Annotated in this window: 14 protein-coding genes; all 14 read right to left on the reverse strand. The window is 38.1% G+C overall.

What is annotated here, in order from left to right; genetic code table 11:
* Positions 1–5: 5 nt before the first annotated feature.
* The 14 genes from AC0L7T_RS17355 to AC0L7T_RS17420 all read right to left on the reverse strand — a co-directional run bounded on the left by AC0L7T_RS17355 (position 6) and on the right by AC0L7T_RS17420 (position 20,106).
* The gene (locus AC0L7T_RS17355) at positions 6–3,455 is read right to left on the reverse strand and encodes a SusC/RagA family TonB-linked outer membrane protein (RefSeq protein ID WP_473336974.1); all 3,450 of its coding nucleotides are present in this window, start codon (positions 3,453–3,455) and stop codon (positions 6–8) included.
* Between the two features lie 148 nt (positions 3,456–3,603).
* Positions 3,604–4,626 carry a FecR family protein gene (locus tag AC0L7T_RS17360; RefSeq protein WP_473336976.1) on the reverse strand — a complete coding sequence of 341 codons (1,023 nt, stop codon included), beginning with the start codon at positions 4,624–4,626 and terminating at the stop codon, positions 3,604–3,606.
* Positions 4,627–4,650: 24 nt separating this feature from the next.
* Positions 4,651–5,289, reverse strand: a complete 639-nt coding sequence (locus AC0L7T_RS17365) for an RNA polymerase sigma factor (RefSeq protein WP_473336977.1) — start codon at positions 5,287–5,289, stop codon at positions 4,651–4,653.
* A 463-nt stretch (positions 5,290–5,752) separates the two neighbouring features.
* The gene (locus AC0L7T_RS17370) at positions 5,753–6,088 is read right to left on the reverse strand and encodes a hypothetical protein (protein WP_473336979.1); all 336 of its coding nucleotides are present in this window, start codon (positions 6,086–6,088) and stop codon (positions 5,753–5,755) included.
* Positions 6,089–6,195: 107 nt separating this feature from the next.
* The gene (locus AC0L7T_RS17375; RefSeq protein ID WP_473336980.1) at positions 6,196–6,477 is read right to left on the reverse strand and encodes a sulfatase-like hydrolase/transferase; all 282 of its coding nucleotides are present in this window, start codon (positions 6,475–6,477) and stop codon (positions 6,196–6,198) included.
* A 49-nt stretch (positions 6,478–6,526) separates the two neighbouring features.
* Positions 6,527–8,545 (reverse strand): LamG domain-containing protein, encoded by a 2,019-nt coding sequence (locus tag AC0L7T_RS17380; protein WP_473336982.1) that lies wholly within the window; start codon positions 8,543–8,545, stop codon positions 6,527–6,529.
* A 13-nt stretch (positions 8,546–8,558) separates the two neighbouring features.
* Positions 8,559–9,950, reverse strand: coding sequence for a hypothetical protein (locus AC0L7T_RS17385; protein ID WP_473336983.1), 1,392 nt, complete (start codon positions 9,948–9,950; stop codon positions 8,559–8,561).
* 2 nt (positions 9,951–9,952) lie between these two features.
* Positions 9,953–11,398: a sulfatase-like hydrolase/transferase gene (locus AC0L7T_RS17390; protein ID WP_473336984.1), complete on the reverse strand. Its 1,446-nt coding sequence runs from the start codon at positions 11,396–11,398 to the stop codon at positions 9,953–9,955.
* Positions 11,399–11,409: 11 nt separating this feature from the next.
* A complete protein-coding gene (locus AC0L7T_RS17395) occupies positions 11,410–12,888 on the reverse strand; it encodes a sulfatase (RefSeq protein WP_473336985.1) in 1,479 nt (492 codons plus the stop codon).
* A gap of 106 nt (positions 12,889–12,994) precedes the next feature.
* Positions 12,995–14,689 (reverse strand): RagB/SusD family nutrient uptake outer membrane protein, encoded by a 1,695-nt coding sequence (locus AC0L7T_RS17400; RefSeq protein ID WP_473336986.1) that lies wholly within the window; start codon positions 14,687–14,689, stop codon positions 12,995–12,997.
* 32 nt (positions 14,690–14,721) lie between these two features.
* A complete protein-coding gene (locus AC0L7T_RS17405; protein ID WP_473336988.1) occupies positions 14,722–18,273 on the reverse strand; it encodes a TonB-dependent receptor in 3,552 nt (1,183 codons plus the stop codon).
* A gap of 147 nt (positions 18,274–18,420) precedes the next feature.
* Positions 18,421–19,443 (reverse strand): FecR family protein, encoded by a 1,023-nt coding sequence (locus AC0L7T_RS17410; RefSeq protein ID WP_473336990.1) that lies wholly within the window; start codon positions 19,441–19,443, stop codon positions 18,421–18,423.
* 24 nt (positions 19,444–19,467) lie between these two features.
* Positions 19,468–19,809: an RNA polymerase sigma factor gene (locus tag AC0L7T_RS17415; RefSeq protein WP_473336992.1), complete on the reverse strand. Its 342-nt coding sequence runs from the start codon at positions 19,807–19,809 to the stop codon at positions 19,468–19,470.
* Positions 19,810–19,857: 48 nt separating this feature from the next.
* Complete coding sequence (locus AC0L7T_RS17420) at positions 19,858–20,106, reverse strand: RNA polymerase sigma factor (protein ID WP_473336994.1); 249 nt, start codon at positions 20,104–20,106, stop codon at positions 19,858–19,860.
* Positions 20,107–20,247 lie beyond the last annotated feature (141 nt).

Raw genomic sequence — 20,247 nt, forward strand, 5'->3', positions numbered from 1 at the left:
ATTATTTAGAAATTGATATTAGCACCTAAAGAAAATGAACGGTAAATGGGATAATATTGGGCCCCATTCATTTCAGGATCAGATAAATTCTTGTACTCGTGAATGCCTGTAACCTCCCAGATATTATTTCCAGAAACATACACCCTTACCATTTCCATTTTGGCTTTTTGTGTCAAAGCCTTAGGAAGTGTGTAACCCAAAGTCAACTGCTTTAGTCTTAAATAAGAAGCATTCTGCAAAAACCTCGTTTGAACGGCGGTAACATCAGATCCACCCGAAACCATTGGCCTTGGGAAGTAAGCATCTGGATTTTCAGGCGTCCAAAAATCTGACAATAATTTGTTATGGGCATTCCACTCACTGGTGTAGCCACCAAGCCAGAAGTTATTGCTTAACCACACATCACGTTTGGCTACGCCTTGGAAAAACACATCTAAGTCGAAATTTTTCCATTGAAGATCTGTCTTCACTCCAAAGCTGTATCTAGGGGTATTGTTGCCAATAATCCTTCTATCACCAGGGTTATCTAAGGTGCCATTGCCAGGAGATATTTTTCCATCATTGTCAAGATCTGCAAATAATAAATCGCCTGCTTTTCTTTCAATTCCTACCAAGTTACTATGATCCAATTCTTGGGCTTCTGCATCTGTTTGAGCAATTCCTGTTGTAGTATAGCCCCAGATTTCTCCGATTTGCATTCCTTCATAATAATCAGAAATTAAGCCTACAGGATTACTAAACCTGGTGATCTCGGAAGTATAATCAGAGAAAATAAGATTAACTCCCCATGTTAAGTCATTGCTTTGTTGTCTCCAACCTATCGTCATGTCCCATCCAGTTGTTTTCAAATCAGCGGCATTTTCTCTTGGCTCACTTTCTGCTAGTACGGCAGGTAGTGTTTGAGACCTTGTCAGCATGTTTTTAGTATCCCTACGGTACACATCGAAAGAAGCATTCAATCGGTTTTGATAAAGGGTGAAATCCATACCAAAGTTTCTTTGCGTAACAGTCTCCCAAGTTAAAGTGGGACTTACCAGGCCAGGTGCATATACAGTCAATGGTCTATTTTCATTCAACAAGTAGTTGACTGTTCCAGCACTAAACGTTGCTATGTATGGGTAATTTCCAGGGACATTTTGATTGCCAAGATTACCATAGGAAAGTCGTACTTTCATCATGTCAAAAGTGCTATCGAGATTACCAAAGAATTCTTCGTTATCAATTCTCCATCCTAAAGAAAGCGAAGGGAAAAAGGCAAATCTGTCGGCTTTTGGGAATTTGGAAGAACCATCATAGCGCCCATTGAATTCCAAAAGGTACCTGCCATCGTAATTATAATTAAAACGGGTAAAAGCACCTCTAATCGCATATTGTGAGGCCGCATCACCCACATAACGCTCTCCATAGGCCAAATTCATAAATGGAATAGATTCAACCGTTAGGTTTTCTCTTTTCGAATAGAAATACCTGGAATCGAGGTTTTCCTGATTAAAACCACCCATTATTTTAATGTCGTGCTTGCCAAAGGTATTCGTATAATCTGCATAGGCATTGAGTACATAGTATTTATCATTGTAACTACTCTTCGTAACCTGGCTGGGATTCGTAAAAGGATAATACCCACTTACAGATCCATCTACGAAATACATTGGCAATTTTTTATAATATTCCTCTTCCTGAGTATTCTTTATATTGGAAGTATATTCAAAATTGATGGTGGTATTTTTTATAGGGGTAAGTTGTAAGGTACCTGTAATCCAACTGTCTTGAATTTCTCTTTTCCTATGACCTGCTTCATTGTAAAACTGCACAGTATTGGGAACAGAGCCACTTGAGGCATAATTGCCATCAGGGAAATATACAGGCCAATTGGCCCATTGGTGCCATTGGAATGGGCTATTTCCTTCAGGGAAATGATTGGTGGAATTATTGGGAGGAAAAATATGGTTGCTGTTGTTCATGGAAATTTTTGTTCCAATTTTTGCCCAATCTGTAATTTTGTAATTCAGATTTGTCATAAAATTGTAACGCTTGTATTTCTCATCAAACTGATTGTTAATCCCTTCCTGATAGAGATAATTTAGTGAAGTATAGTAATCAAATTTATCATCTCCACCAGTAATGCTAGCAGTATATTGGCTCATAGGATAACTGTCCCTCATTAATTCTTTGGCCCAGTTGGTGTTGCCACTCATCAACCAAATATTTGAATTTTGTGGATCTGGAAAGGCTGAAGGTTGGGTGGGATCATTGTAATGTGCAATGATCTTGTCTTGATAAACATCTGTAAACTGGTAATAAGGCACACCGTTTCTAGCAATGTTAGCCGTGTTCATGTAGTTCATTCTTTCCATGGCATCCATGGTTTGAAATTTCACAACAGGTGTATTTACCGCGCTATTAAAGGAAAGTGAGATAGCCGGTTTATCACTTTTACTTCCTGACTTTGTCGTAATTAATATTACACCGTATGCCGCTCTTGCACCATAGATAGCAGCTGAGGCAGCATCTTTAAGTACAGATATACTCTCTATATCATTGGGATTGATAAGATTTACATCCATTGGCACATTGTTTACCAAAATAAGTGGTGAGCCGCCATTTATGGAAGTAAATCCACGGACATTGAAAGTTGCTCCTCCTCCGGGTGTTCCTGTATTCTGGGTGATATTTAGGTTGGAGATTTGCCCTTGAAGCCCCTGACCAATATTGGTTATAGGTCTATTTTCAAGTACTTCTTTACTAACACTGGAAACGGCTCCAGTAAGGTTTTCTTTCTTCTGGGTACCAAAGCCAGTTACGACTACCTCGTCCAAGGCTCCAATTTCTTCTTCTAGAGTGATATTGATAATTGTTTGTTGTCCTACAACTATACGTTGGGACTGAAAACCAATAAAAGAATACACCAATGTGGATCCTTCAGGAACATTGAGCGTATAATTGCCATCAATATCAGAGGCTGTTCCTATAGTAGTGCCTGGAATAGCGATAGTAACTCCAGGTAGGGGCTCCCCCGTTTGATCTACTACTTTACCTGTAACTTTTACATCAGCTAGCTCTGCAATGCCCACCCTTTCGGTTGTGGTTTCCCGTGGGTTGGTTCTGACATGAATATTGCCATTCACCTGCGTGAAACTCAGCTGTGTCTGTCTGGCAACATTTTCAAGAACTTTGTAAACCGAAATGTTTTCCTGACTGATGGATATTTTTTGGTTTAAAATGATCTTGTCATCATTGTAAGTAAACTTAAAATCAGTTTTTGATTCTATGTTTTTGAAGAACTTCAACAATGTCTTTTCCTTTAAATCAAGTGATACCTTGACTTCATCAATCGTTTTCCTTTGTGCATTACCGGTATTAGCCAGCAGTACAGTGCAGAAAATCAATTGGATGGCAAAGCCATAAAACAATCTCTTGGACACCATAATAAGTTGTCTCAGTATATATTTATTCATAATATTGTGTGGTTTAAGTTTTAGACGACTTAACTATTGCCTTCCTCTTATGGTGGAAGGCTGTTCAAAGCAGGGTCTCATTCCCCCCAGAATGGGCCCTGCAATTTTGTAATACTAACTTGAATCAATGTTTGCCATGTCTTTTGTTTTAATTGTACAGTTCTACTTTTCTATCTTCAATTCTAAATTTTAGACCAGAAGTAATGTTTACTCCCCTCAATACATTTTCGAGGGATTCATTTTTATAGGTACCTGAATAGACCCAACTTTTCCGTATTGTTCCAGATAATATTAATTCTACACCAAACCAGTCTTCAATTTTTTTTCTGCAATTCTCGAAATTGTCTGTGCTAAAAACAAGCACATTGTTTTTCCATCCTGTCACCTCAAGATTATTGAATTCGCTTTTAAACAAATCGCCACTTTTTTCTATTACCAGCATTTCATCCGGACTTAGGGCTACTTGATTTCCCCTTTCATCTTTTACCATTACCTTCCCTGTCAATAAGGCTACTGACAACTTATCTTCTTCCACCTTTACATTAAATGATGTTCCTAAGACCTCTATTTTGGTATTTTCTATTAAAACTGTAAATGGCTTCCCATTTTTCTTTATTTCAAAGAAACCCTCTCCTTTTAGCTTCACCCAACGGTCTTCAGTAGCAAGATTTGAAGGATAAGTGATTTCGCTGGAGGAATTGAGATAAACCTTACTGCTATCTGCCAAAGTAATGACGGAACGATTACCTAAACTCGTATCCCTTTTTATTATAAAAGCCTCGTTTAATACCGAGGAAGGTTCAGAATAAATAAAAGTATGGTAATATCCCATCCATGCACAAAAACCGAAAATGAAAATGGCTGCAATATTTTTTAAGTAGTTATTTTTGTTTGGAGATAAGAAACTTCTGCTTTTTGGTGAGTGATCCTTGTCAGCATTCATTACATTTTCAAAAATATCTATATAGGTACTGTCACTCATGTTTTCACCCTCATCATAACCAATTGCTCTAATTATAGAAATGGCTTTGAATACGATATCTCGTTTCTCTGGATGTTCTGTTAGCCATTTTTCCCAAAAATGTTGGGTATTCTTGTCAGGATTCTTTACCCAAAGGATAAAAAATTCATCTGCAAGAAAATCTACTAATTCAAAATCTTTATACTTCATCCTATTACTATCGCTCTTCTGAATTTATTTTTGATCAACAAGGATCTCTTTTAGCGTTGCCATTGCCCTATAAACAATTTTTCTGGCTGATTTCACGTCGCTAAATTCCATCGTTTCGGCCACTTCTTTATAGGTCATCTCTTCTTCATATAACAACAGTATCGCTTGACGCTGCCTGGACGTTAATTTTTGAAGGGCTTCTCTTACCATTTCCTTATTGGCCAACTCATTTTCCCTTTTAATCAAAATGGACTCAGGGCATATTGAAATGGGGAAAAATTGCTCCTTTATTTCATCATATCTTGTTTCAGAAAGCTTTTCAACTTTTAAATTTTTAACAATTTCTCTGGTTAAAATTTTAAACAAATAAGCTTTTATACATAATATCTCACCCAAAGAACCTCTTCTTCGCCTTAAGTAGATAAAGATATTTTGAATGCAATCTTTTATCAGTTCACCATCTTTGGTGATCTGTGAACCATAATGAAACATCCTTTTGACATAGGTGCGATATATAAAATTAAAGGCCAATTCATCCCCCTTATTAAAGGCCATCCATATCTCTCTGTCAGGTTTGCCTTTTATCGCTTCGAGAGGTTCTGGATGACTAGGCGAGACCTTGGGCTGAACGGAATAATTATTTTTGTTAATTATTGATTTCATTTCTAGTTAGTGGTAAAGGTTGATCGAAGTCCTCTATAAAAGAAGAGCATTAAAAGGCGAAAAACAACCCCATTAAAAAATTATTTTTTTCATTTACTCCTAAAAAAAGTATAAAACATATAAAAAAATCGATATTATAAAATTTTATAAACATTTATATAAAATAATGAAATATTATAGTGTACGTGCCCGATAAATTTTATATCAACTACAATCTTATTGGTAAAAAATAAAAAAAACTTGACATATTGATAAAAAATTTTATGCCTTTTGATGTGGATTTTCGGGAGTCAGTTTATCAAAATGATTTTGCTCCCAATATTTATGCACCAGACCACAACTCCTCAGTTGCTAAAAACTCATCCTTAATAAATACCAATTTAGACCTATTTTTTCATCAATAATTTATGCTATTTCTCCAGGGCTTCTATCTTTCTTTTTAAACTATTTACTGTAAAATCATTTACTGAGGGACCGGATGATCCACTCTACTAACTGACCTTTGTCCTTGACCAACTTGATTTTCAACTCCATCTCCATCACCCAAATCTTTTCTTGCCGTTTCGGCCAAAGCCATCATTTCAGATTTGAGATAAGAATGGGATACAATCACCTTACTTGTTTCTCCCGGATCAGTTTCCACATTGAAAAGTTGTATATCCTGTCCTCCATTGGAAAAGACTTTTTTCTCTAAGAGCAGATATAGTTTCCATGGACCTTTCCGCACGGCTTGCAATTGCGGTCCATCATAATAATAAAAGGCTTCATAAGGTGACGTCGCATCCGGTGATCCCAGCAAAAGTTCTTTAATGTCTTTACCATCAATGATTCGGTCATCCGGATTTTTTCCACCAGCCCATTTGGTAAACGTAACTTACAAATCCTTAGTAGTGGTCAGTGCGCTGTTTAACTGATCCTGTGGTATGGTAAACTGGATCTGCTAGGTGAACAGACACCCGACGTGGAGTAAAAATGGGTAAATATGGTCCCCTCTTTGGCCAGTTGATCCAGATTAGGCGTACGGTTTAATACCGACCCAAATGGACCAATATCACCATACCCCAGGTAATTCACATAAAACACTATGAAGTTAGGCTTTTCGGGTAGTTCTTGAGTTATAACGGGCTTAAGTCCGGAAAGTGCAAACACAAGTATTAAACTAGCTATAAAATATATTATTCTGATCATATTTTTTGACATTTCATTTTGTACGGAACACAATAATGACAGTTTGTTTTTAATATAATTCCGGATAAACATCTTTAGGTATAATCATCCTATCGTAAATTGCGATTTCATCTATTAAACCACCAAATGGACTTTTTAGTGAATTGATTTTTGAGAATTGATGGTTAATTTCATTTCCGAAAACAAACTTTGGCTCAGTCACCGTATTCAATATTTCTTCCCGCCAAGGTTTTTCGTCCACTAATTTACCATCGATATACATTTTAATTTTTCCCTCTTCTTTTCCAACTGAAGCCATGATGTGATACCACTTATTCCCTGTAGTCAACAACTGAGATTTCCATTTTACCATTTTTATGTTATTTCCTGTATTTACTTGCCAAATCCAAAACTCCCCATCAAACCAAATTTTAAATTTCTCTCCATGGTCTTTTGAGGCGTAATGTACTAGCGTTTGGGGGTTGGAATTTGAGGTTTTCAACCAAAAGCTTATTGTCAAGTTTTCCCAATTCAATTCTGGTACAAATGGGGCTTCTATTTGAATTCCCCCATTATTATTTCTTAAATCTGCAGCCTTACCTATGCCCATAGGAGTATCATTGGTGAAATCCAATGGCTTTTCACCAATGAAAACACCATATGGGCTTCCATCCTTACCTACAATCAGCTTTTCATTATTGAAATCATAATCTTTGTCCTTGTTAAGGTCCCATTGAAAACGAGGTTTATTTGTTGGTTCCGGAGCATTTTCAATCATTTTGGCATCAATTAATGAAACTGGACTATTCATATTCAAGCTAGAATCCGGACTATGAAACTTTTTACCTAGGCTATGAAACTTTTTACCTAGGGAAATTCGACGTGCTGAAGCCGTATGCCAGCCCAGAGGTGTTCCATCTTTAGATTTGTGAACGTATACATTAGCAATTGCTTCCTCATTTCCTTCTTCAAAAGATAAAAGTCTGCTCATTTGGTTTATTCCACCAGCATGAGAGTCTGTCAAGGCTCCTACACTTAAAAAATTGACGCCAAACTTTTTTACAGAAATACCTCTCCCATTGATCATTGCTTCAGGACCATGAATATGACTATGACCACCAATCCAAGCTGCAATGGCTCCCGGGTGGTCTTGTAGATAGTTAAGAAAGGGTCGGGTTTGAGCATATTGGTTTATCTCCTCCCCATCTTCAGAATATTCTCTGATCCAGTAAAGCTGACCTCCGATTTCACCTTTTGGGCCCATTGATCCTGATTTACCATGATAAGCTCCTGGTTCACCATCATCCGTAGTAATCGTAGTATTGGCAGGTAGCAAATGATGGGCAGTAATGAAGATATCATCGGAAAACTGAGGGTCTTCCAATACTTTTTTCCACCATTCAAAAGTATCAATAGTAACCGCACCGGATGGATAACCTCCTTTGGGCATACCGAAATCACTGCCTCTACCCGCTTGAAATTTCCCGCTAAAATCATTTCTTTTCTCTGCCCACTCATCATATTCATTGCGATCTGATAGCATGATCCAAATCACATTTCCTGTACGAACAAGGTATCGATCCCATCGGGTTCCGGGGTAATGGATCAGCTGTCTGAATTTCTCTCTATTAGGTCTTTGATTGTATTCAAACCCGGAAGTTTCGGCATACTCCTGCGCTCCCAAGGGGTTTACATACTTTTGAGCAAATTCGCCTGGTTTCCAACCTCTTTGCTCCCCATCATGATTCCCACTAATTGTAAAAAAATTACCTCTATCGGAACCTAAAGTTTGATTTAATTGCTTTTTCAAAGCCTCCCCTTCATCATGACCTGGGGGCTCTTGGCTGGCTGTCCAGTCACCAAGGTCAACCAAAATATCCCAATTGAAACCAGGGGCATTTTTGTCCATTCCTTTGGATTGGTTGATGACTCGACTTAAAGCATTTGGATTGCCCGTTGGTCCTATTAGATGAGAACAAGTAGTTAGCCATGCATTAAAATGAGATTGGGCTTGAATGCTATGATTTCTCATAGTCAATCCCACGATCAATATCGTAAACCTGAAAACATATTTAAAAGAAATTTTCATCAAACTATCTTATTTATTTTGACCAAACCTTGTTGAGTAATACGGCGGAGGTTTCTACTATTTTGTATCCTGCTTCAGGCGCTAAACGTGTCCAACTGATAGGAGAACCGGAATATCCGCCTCCTAGAAGCCCATATATCGTGGGACAATAGCCATTGTATCCATCCGTCATCCCCACTACGATGGTACTTTTACCAGGGCTTCTCCTTTTGATATCCAAACCAAACTGACTAAACAATTCACAAGGCTGGGTAACCATGGCCAAATCTCCTATCCTGATGGCGTGCACAGGTAAAATATCAAATGGATTCTCGCCAAATGTTTCTTGCAGGTGCACGGAGCCGAAAGCCATGATCATCTCCATCCCACGTATATTCTCTCCAGCATCAATTCTCTTCAAGATTTCTTTGGACCTGATCAGGGTTCCGGTTTCTGGTAATCTGACACTTACCTTCAAATCATGGTATTGATGTTCCAATATTGGGTCCGTCTGGTATTCAATATTTTTGTAAAGCCTCATTGTCTCCTTGACAACCAAATCAGTTATTTTCTTTATCTTTTCCTCATCGGATTCCGATTTTCTATCCAGCATATTTTCCATGCTGATGTCTCCTTGGGCTCCATTTAAAAACAGCACAGGAAGGTTTTGCTTAAATTCCTTGCGGAAAGTTTTTCTTACCTCTCCAGGGAAATCAGCTGAGAAAATACCATCTGCATAAAAGATAGTGGGATGGGTAGTGTTGTGGTAAAGGATAGACAAAAGGTTCCCTTTTAAATCAGCGGCAAACATGGCCAGGTGTTGGGGATCATCTGGCCCTTCTAGCCCTGCAAAATCCTTTCTGGATGCATCTCCATGCATAGAATGGGTGCCATCTGCCCAGGTTAGCCGGCGATTGTAACCAATTTGGACTTCACCTTCTGCCCAGCCAATTTTACCTGGTTTTGCAGCAGCAACAGCTTCTTTTGCCAATGCTACCATCCATGGCAATAAATCTTTCATATAGGCCCTATCCAGAGGCATTAGATAATTGGTCTTTAACAAAGATGGCCCTCCATGAGTATGTGTGGATGAGATCAGGATGTCTCTAGGCAAAATTCCAGTTGCAGCCCCCATGGCTTCGCGCAATCGAACATTAAGATCTGGCTCGATCCCAGCAAAATCACAACTGACCATAAGCAATTGAAAATCGCCCTTTGAAAAATAGATTCCGTTTGCTTCAAGTTCATCTCTAACGGAAGAAGCTTTTTTAGGGACTCCTGCCCCTTGCACCCAACTGTCTAATTCGGGTGTTATAATTTTGGTGGCAGCACCAATTTTAAGCCCTTCAGATTGTGCCTGTGTAGGTATCGGATTATAAAAAGCCATAGTCCAAAGGGCCATAAACAATACGGTGATTCTAATCATAATTAATGGTTTTTTAAATTAAGTTTCATTTCTTCCAACACTACCTGGTAGTCAGGATGGTCAATAATATTTTTTAACTCAAATGGATCCTCTTCCAAATCGTACAGTTCGTCCATATTTTCAAGGTCACGGTATTGTATGTATTTATAGCGTGTTGATCTGATTCCCTTATAGCCCATATTGACCATTCTAGGCCATACCTTATCGGAATAGTATTCCATGAAAAAAGAGCTCCTCCACCCTATTGGCTCCTCTCCTTTTATTAGAGGAAGTAAAGATTCTCCGTCCATCAAACTGTCCTTATTAAGCCTGGAAAACTCAAGCAATGTAGGGGCCAAATCTATATTAAGTGCCAGCTGATCAATTTCAAAACCTCCTGTTGTAAGTGGTGGATATCGGATAAGGAGTGGAATTCGTAAGGATTCTTCATAAGCCAACCTCCTTTCTTCATTCAAGCCATGTTCTCCATAAAAATACCCATGATCACTGGCAAAGACCACAACCGTATTGTTGTCCAGGTTTCTTTTTTCCAGCAGATTAAGGAGCTCTCCAAGTCCTTCATCAATGGCCATTAACATTGCGGCTCGGTCTCTTATAACCTTTTCGGGAGTGCCTGTCGACTCTCCAAGTTCAGGTAATCCGTTGATTTCCCGCATTAAAGCAGGCTTGTCTTGAGGCCTTATGTAGGCATTGGGTCGGCGATTGAAGGTTTCATTTTCGTACTTGTTTTTATGCCTTTCTGCAGGAACAAAACCTCCACCTCCAATAGTGGTCACCTTCCCAGTCGCATCCTGGTGTAAGTTTGGGTGCAATCCTTTATGAGAGAGGTACAATAAAAAAGGTTTGTCCCTTTTTTGACTTATGAAATTAAGAGAATATTGGGTTAAAATATCGGTCACATAACCCTCTTTTTGTACCTCTTCTCCATTTGCATTAAAGTCTGGATCAATGGCCTTCCCCTGCCCTTTTAAAGCAACCCATTCGTTAAAACCGGGCCTAGGTGTATTGTCATTGCCCATGTGCCACTTGCCAATAAATGCGGTTTCATAACCCTCTTCCTGCAATTTTATAGGAAAGGTTTTCAATTGGTGGCTCAAAACACTTCTATCTGTATTGTCTGTAATGCCATGGGAATAAGCATATTTCCCCGTCAAAAAACTAGCTCTGCTGGGTGAACAAAGCGGTGTGGTAGCAAAGGCATTTTTGAAATAGGCCGCATCTTTTGCCAGGCGATCAATGTTGGGCGTTTGGATATAATTGTGACCAGCCAACCCAAACTCATCCCATCGCAAATCATCCACCAAGACCACCACGATATTGGGAGGTTGATGTGTCAAGTCCTTTTCATTTTTTTCACCATACCCACAGCCCACAATCAAAAACAGTAATACGTTAAAACAGAAAACTCTTGCTATTGGTATTCTCTTAATAAATTGGCGATAATTCATTTTTTAGGGCTTTAAGGCAATGGGATGTTATTCCTATTGACCATGTGATTTCTTAACATCTCAGACATTTCGATTATAATATACTGGTTTTTGGGCTTGTCAACTGTATTTTCATTTTCATCAGGATCATTGACTAGATCAAATAACATATTTGATTTTAATTCACCGTCTTTGTCATAAAACTCAGTGTAAGCGTGTGTTTTAGTGAGGACTGTTTCTCCTCCTAAATTTGACCTACTGAATATGGCCTTTTTTCCTTCTGATGTAGGATCGTCTAGAAGCTTTACAAAGCTTTTACCCTGCACATGGAGGGGTGGATTGATACCTGCCAACTCACAAAGCGTAGGATATAAATCCACTGTTTCCACCAATGCTTCTTGTTTTATATTGGCTGATTTTCCTGGAATTTTAAAGATAAGGGGGATTCTTATTGAGGTATTAAAATTGGAATGCTTGCACCAAAGTTCATGTTCTCCCAATTGCCAACCGTGGTCTCCCCAAAGTACCACGATGGTGTTTTCATCTAGTCCAAGGTTTTCCAATTCATCTAAAACCCTACCCACCTGGGAATCAACATAGCTCACACTGGCATAATATCCATGAATAAGTGCTTTGGAAAGATCTTCGGAAAATGGACCTTCATTTGGGATATTGGAATAGGCCCGGAGTTCACTGTAGTTATGAAGGGATTCTTTTGGTGCGTTTTTAGGAGGATAAAAATTATCCGGCAATTCAATTTCTTCCCTATCATAAAGGTCCCAATACCTTTTGGGGGCATTAAAAGGTAAGTGAGGCTTTTTAAAACCTACAGCCATAAAAAACGCTTCTCCAGAACCTTTAAACTCTTGCAGTTTTTCCATGGCCTTGCTGGCTATTCTCCCATCTTCATAAACAACATCTTGCACTTCCGGATTTTCAAAGGCAGGCCCCCTGTTTGGTAAATTTTGATTGTTTCTGGCTTGGGTATTGTATTGCCTGTCTTCATTCAGCCTTTTAAAAATACTAATCCCTTCCCCTGATTGGTAATCCCATGCTGTTGTGGTCAAGGCAGGTCTCCATATATCATCCCAACTACCTTTTCCGTCTTCAAAATTGTTATAAACTTTCCCTAAGGAAACAGTAGAATAATTGTTGTTTTGGAAATGCATGGGTAAACTTACCAGTCCTGGCACATCTTTGTCCTGAGAACAATTCCAGCCATTGAAGCGATTGGGACTTCCATATAAACCAGAAAGGAGAATGGCCCTGCTAGGTCCACAAACTGGATAGTTGACATAGGCTTGGGTAAATAATTGTCCCATTCTGGCCAGTCGGTCAATGTTTGGTGATTTAATATGCGGTTGATCATAACAGCCCAATTCCGGCCTAAGGTCATCAACCATTATGAATAAGATATTGGGTTGATTTAAAGGTTTATTTGTCGACTGCCCATGAGCCTTCATGAATATCCCTCCAATGATAAAAATAAGGATGATATGTCTTTTCAACATTACTTTATAAGTGTTAGCTTTTTAAAATTGAGATAAGGTTTACAATATTTTTTGATTTTCAAAACCTCTGATGGTTTGATTCCATTCAAGCCATCAGAGGGATTTTTTATTGCCAACCTGGATTTTGATTCAAATTAGGGTTGAGTGTCAATTCCACGACAGGTATAGGATTCAAATAATCCTGATTTTCCCTGAACTGGAAACCATTAGGCAATCTGTTCTGAAAAAAATCGATCAGTCCATTTTCATCTAAAGGTGGGTTATAATTAGGGAATTCCGAAGGCTTAAATGGATATCCTTTTGGCCTTTTATCTTTAAAAAGTTTATGTGCAGCCCATCTTTTATAATCATCTTCGCGATGCCCTTCCAAAGCCAGCTCTACTCTTCTCTCCCTTCTAATTTCATACAATTCATCACTGACAGGGTACCCATAGTCTAAACGACTGGGATCATCCTCCTGGTTATGAACTTTGAATTCGGGCATATCAACTCTTGCTCTTAGTTTGTTTAGCGCTTCATAGGCTACAGTACCTTCCAATTCGTAGAGGGCTTCGGCATAGTTAACCAAAACTTCTCCATACCTGAACAAAATATAACCTGTTTCCCCATTACCTCCTCCACCAGTTCCTGCACCAGGTGAGGTGGGGTTCGAACTTTTCTTCAATTGAAACCCAGTTGGGTTCAATTCAATATCCACCTGATCAATTTTAGGTTTATCAAAAGTAGTACCGTCTCTCTCTACTACCAAATCATCTGGAGTCCAAATGGAGGCCCTATACCGCGGGTCAATCAAATTGCCGAGTTGTAACAAAAAATCATTTCCCTTGAAATTCCCCGCCAAAGACATATAATCTAACGGAAGGCCCTGCTTGTCCAAATAGCTAGTCACCAAAGACCAGGTGATGCCGACTCCTACCGGCATAGAAGTTGTCACATATTGGACATCATTAAAAACGCCATCATTAATATTATATGCTCGGTACATCAACACTTCATTGACATCTGACATGTCATCCAATCCAAACATTTCATAATAATTTTCATGCAAACCGACTAAGTAATCCCCATTCATCAATTCTATAGCTGCATCCACACTGGCTTGAAAGTACTTGTTAGGATCTGCACCCGAGGTACCAAAAACTGTATTTGCGTGGTATTTCTGCCAACTTCCTTCAAACAGTCCTACCTTTGACTTGAACGCCAAGGCAGCCTCTTTATTGATCCGGTTGTTTCCAATATCATTTCTAAAATCGAGGTGTTCGATTGCCTGATCTAAATCTGCTAAAATTTCATCTACAACAAGGGTTCTTGGATCCCTGGCTTTCATCAATTCACTTTCTGAATTTGGTTTAAGCTCTGTTTCATACCAGGGAACATCACCATATTGTTTTAAAAGTTCAAAATAATACCAGGCACGAAAAAAGTGTGCTTCTCCAAGAAAGTGCTTATAAGTATCAATGTCATCCTCACATTTTTCATAGTTATCAAAAAATATATTTACACTTCTTATACTTGACCAATTGCTAGTCCATCTGCCACCGGTAATACCTCTTTCTCCATTTAAAACGACACTTGGAATTAAATTAATTGCATTATCAGCATTGACTATATTATAGCCATATCCACCATACCAAGATCCATGACCTGGAAACGAGGGATAAAATTGAAGGACATAATTTTCAAGATCCGTAGCTGTTTTCCAATAACTATCAGGACCAATGGCATCTCGAGGCGGTCGTTCCAAAAAATCTTGACACGATGTTAAGGCAACAATAAATATTAGATATATTATATATTTCATAGCTTTAAATTTTAAATTATAATTTTTAACTATCATAACGAGGCATTGATACCCAAAGAAATCATTTTATCCGAGCCATAAGTCATACCTATTTTGCTTGGGTCGCCTAATGCAGAAGGATCTAGTCCTTTAATTAAATCAGTAAGGGTAAAGAGGTTTTCTGCGGAAATAAACAATCTTAATTTTTGCAAACCGATCCTTTCCAAATTACCTCGGGGAATATTGTACCCCATTTGAACATTTTGGAGCCTTATGTATGAAGCATTTAAAAGATACCTTGTTGAAGGATGCCTATTTTTATTGTTCTGATTGAGATCCAAATATGGTTTTGGCCAGTAGGCATCCAAATTAATATTTGCCTGCCCTTCATTCAATCCTGTGTATGAATCTCCTGGTTGATCTCTGTAATAGTCCAAATGTTCAGGGGTAAGCCCTGTGAAAAGCCAATTTCTAATTCCCCAAAACATATAATTTTCTCCCCCGTAAGCGACCGAAAAATCTCGACGTGCTGTGCCTCTGAATAAAAAAGAAAAGTCGAACCCTTTAAAACTTAATCCTACATTTACCCCCCACTGATACCTTGGAGAACTGTTACCAATCACTGACAGATCACCAGGATCATCCAATGAGGAAGAACCTGTGTTGACCTTTCCATCACCGTTAATATCCAAATACTTCAAATCACCGGGATTCCAGGAATTATTTATAAATGATAAATCAACGTTTTCCAAATAAGCATCCAACTCATCTTGATTCTGATATAATTCATGGGCAGTATATCCCCAGATTTCACCTACGTTTTTTCCTGCATACCAATCATTTACAATACCTGATGGATTCAAATAGTCAGTCACAACAGACTTGGTATCAAATAAATTTAAGTTAATAAAATAGGATATCCCCGAACCGGGTAAATCATGATTCCATCTGACAGATGTTTCCCAGCCTCTGGTTCTAAGCGTAGCATTATTGGATTTGGGCACCGAAGAACCTAAGACACCTGGTACTGGTTCTGACGGACCAATCATATTATCCGTAATTCTTTCAAACAAATCAAAATCAAACTGTAATCTATTGTTTAAAAAACTGGTATTCACTCCTAAATTCAAAGTCGTTGAGGTCTCCCATGTTAGATTTGGACTCACTAGACTAGGTGTCGAAGTATAGCCTAATGGTCTATTTTCCCCATAGTCAAACAACCAATTTAGTCTTCCAGTTTGAAGAGGTATTAAAGCAATATCCTGATAAGGATTAACCTGTTGATTCCCCAATTGTCCCCAGGACCCTCTGATTTTAAAGGAATTGATCTTGTCTTCTATTCCTTCCCAAAAAAGTTCCTGATCCAAATTCCAACCCAAAGAAAAAGAAGGGAAAAATCCCCAACGACTTTCTTCTTGGAATCGGGAAGTGCCATCATACCTTGCATTGGCCTCGAAAAGATATTTTTCATTATAATTATATGTCATCCTACCGAAATACCCCTGAGTAGCCCAATGTCCTAATACCTCACTAGCAACAGCATCTCCATTGGCAGTTTGCAGCGAAGGTATAGTAGGAACAATCAAATTTGTTTTGTTCACATTAATCCTGCTAGTTTGGTCCAACTCATACTGCATACCAAACATGGTTAGAAAATTATGTCCACCTAAACTATGCTCATAAGAAGAATAAAGATTTGTGGTCCAATAAGAGTTGATCAACTGACTTCTTTGAATGCTATTGGGAACGGACTGGGCATTTGCAACATAGCTTTTATCCACCATATGTTCGTAAAAAGTCAAAAATAAATTGGTGCGATTGATATCAACAGTTTTGTAGGCAAATTCCCCATTAATTTTCCAACCATTCACAGGTCGTATTTCTGTCGCGAGTGTATGCCAATTTTCTGTTGTTTCTTGCTTATCAGATCCACTATCCTGAATAAAAGGGATTTTTGATTGGAGATGATAGGTTCCATAACCAGTGTATTTAGCTTCAGTAGGAACTGTTCTCGGAATTTGCCTGAAAATCATGGTGTAATCCCAATTGGGTAAAATGCTAGGCAATTCTCTTGGACTTTTCATCAACCTGGCCTCATACCTTACATCCCACCATTCGGTAATCGAGGTATTGATTTTACCAATTAAATTGTAACGTTTATAGTTGTCAGTCCCATAATTCAATACTCCATTCTGTTCTACATAGCCTGCTGATAGGTAATATGAGGATTTTTCACCTCCTCCACGGACAGATACGTTATGTTGTTGATTAAGACTATGCCCATAATACTCGTCATACCAATCATAATTAGCATGACTGTTTTGGTTATTACCCCATCTACCACTGGAGAGTGGTAAGGTTTCATAATGGGTGGCATCTGCAGGATATAAAGGTTTCAGGAAATCCCAATCTTCATTTTGATAAGCAACTATTCTGTCTATAGCTTCATTAGTATAAGTTCTTCCTCCTCCATTGCTCCCCATTTCATTGATTACTCTTGAAAAGGTGTAAGAATCCAATTGCTGTGGAAGCCTATCTGGTACATTATATGACATATTTCCAGAATAAGAGATGGTCATTTTCTCATTCTTTTTCCCACTTTTTGTCGTAATTAAAATTACGCCATAAGGAGCTCTAGCCCCATAAATCGCAGAAGCCGCAGCATCTTTCAAAACAGATATGGTTTCAATATCATTGGGATTTAACCTATCCATATCACCCGGAAATCCATCTATTAATACGAAAGGGCTCCCCCCATTAATGGATCCCATTCCTCGAATATTTATATTCATTGAGGCTCCAGGTTCGAACCCACTATTGCCTACCGAAAAGTCCAATCCGGGAGACTGGCCCTGCAAAATCTGAGATACTGTGGAAGCTTGCCGATTCTCTATTTTTTCATTGGAAATAACATCCACGGCTCCAGTCATATTGATTTTTTTCTGTGTGCCGTACCCTATAACCACTACTTCATCCAATGCCCCAGCCTCTTCTTCAAGTGTGATGTTAATGATTGTTCGTTGCCCTACAACTATACGCTGAGATTGAAAACCTATAAAAGAATACACCAATGTGGATCCTTCAGGAACAGTTAACGAATAATTGCCATCAATATCAGAGGCTGTACCTAAAGTAGTACCCGGAATAGCAATGGTAACTCCAGGTAGGGGTTCTCCATCTTGATCAACTACCTTACCGCTAATCTTAACATCAGCAAATTCCGCAAGATTGACGCTTTCTCTAGGGTTAAGTTTGACATGAATATTATCATTTACCTGTGTGAAACCTAGTTGTGTCTGTCTGGCAATATTTTCAAGAGCTTTGTAAACCGAAATGTTTTCCTGGCTAATGGAAACTCTCTGCTTTAAATTGATCCTGTCATCATTGTAAGTAAACTTAAAATCAGTCTTTGATTCTATGTTTTTGAAAAACCTCAACAATGTCTTTTCCTTTAAGTCAAGTGATACCTTGACTTCATCAATTGCCTTTCTCTGCGCAATTCCGGTATTTGCCAGCAGTACAGTACAGAAAATCAATTGGATGGCAAAGCCATAAAACAATCTCTTGGACACCATAATGAGTTGTCTCAATATATCTTTATTCATAATATTGTGTGGTTTAAGTTTTAGACGACTTAACTATTGCCTTCCTCTTTTGGTGGAAGGCTGTTCAAAGCAGGGTCTCATTCCCCCCAGAATGGGCCCTGCAATTTGTAATACTAACTTGAATCAATGTTTGCCATGTCTTTTGTTTTAATTGTACAGTTCTACTTTTCTATCTTCAATTCTAAATTTTAGACCAGAAGTAATGTTTACTCCCCTCAATACATTTTCGAGGGATTCATTTTTATAGGTACCTGAATAGACCCAACTTTTCCGTATTGTTCCAGATAATATTAATTCTACACCAAACCAGTCTTCAATTTTTTTTCTGCAATTCTCGAAATTGTCTGTGCTAAAAACAAGCACATTGTTTTTCCATCCTGTCACCTCAAGATTATTGAATTCGCTTTTAAACAAATCGCCACTTTTTTCTATTACCAGCATTTCATCCGGACTTAGGGCTACTTGATTTCCCCTTTCATCTTTTACCATTACCTTCCCTGTCAATAAGGCTACTGACAACTTATCTTCCTCCACCTTGACATTAAATGAGGTTCCTAAAACCTCTATTTTGGTATTTTCTATTAAAACTGTAAATGGCTTACCATTTTTCTTTATTTCAAAGAAACCCTCTCCTTTTAACTTCACCCAACGATCTCCAGTAGCAAGATTTGAAGGATAGGTGATTTCGCTGGAGGAATTGAGATAAACCTTACTGCTATCTGCCAAAGTAATGACGGAACGATTCCCTAAACTCGTATCCCTTTTTATTATAAAAGCCTCGTTTAATACCGAGGAAGGTTCAGAATAAATAAAAGTATGGTAATATCCCATCCATGCACAAAAACCGAAAATGAAAATGGCTGCAATATTTTTTAAGTAGTTATTTTTGTTTGGAGATAAAAAACTTCTGCTTTTTGGTGAGTGATCCTTGTCAGCATTCATTACATTTTCAAAAATATCTATATAGGTACTGTCACTCATGTTTTCACCCTCATCATAACCAATTGCTCTAATTATAGAAATGGCTTTGAATACGATATCTCGTTTCTCTGGATGTTCTGTTAGCCATTTTTCCCAAAAATGTTGGGTATTCTTGTCAGGATTCTTTACCCAAAGGATAAAAAATTCATCTGCAAGAAAATCTACTAATTCAAAATCTTTATACTTCATCCTATTACTATCGCTCTTCTGAATTTATTTTTGATCAACAAGGATCTCTTTTAGCGTGGCCATTGCCCTATAAACAATTTTTCTGGCTGATTTCACGTCGCTAAATTCCATCGTTTCGGCCACTTCTTTATAGGTCATCTCCTCTTCATATAACAATAGTATCGCTTGACGCTGCCTGGACGTTAATTTTTGAAGGGCTTCTCTGACCATTTCCTTATTGGCCAACTCATTTTCCCTTTTAATCAAAATGGACTCAGGGCATATCGAAATGGGGAAAAATTGCTCCTTTATTTCATCATATCTTGTTTCTGAAAGCTTCTCAAGTTTTAAATTTTTAACAATTTCTCTGGTTAAGATTTTAAACAAATATGCTTTAATGCATAATATCTCACCCAAAGAACCTCTTCTTCGCCGTTAGTAAATAAAGATATTTTGAATGCAATCTTTTATCAGTTCACCATCTTTGGTGATCTGTGAACCATAATGAAACATCCTTTTGACATAGGTGCGATAAATAAAATTAAAGGCCAATTCATCTCCCTTATCAAAAGACATCCATATCTCTCTGTCAGGTTTACCTTTTATTGCTTCAAGAGGTTCCAGATGACTTAGCGACACCTTAGGCTGAACAGAATAATTGGTTTTATTAATTATTCTGTTCATTTCTAGTTCGTGGAAAAGCTTAATTTAGGTCCTTTAAAAGAAGAGCAATAAAAACCGAAAAACGACCCCACTATAATATATTTTTTTATGTTTATTTATTAATAAAAAATATATTATAACTAAAAATAGTATTTACAGAAT

The sequence above is a fragment of the Cyclobacterium sp. 10D3-21 genome (assembly GCF_055809755.1).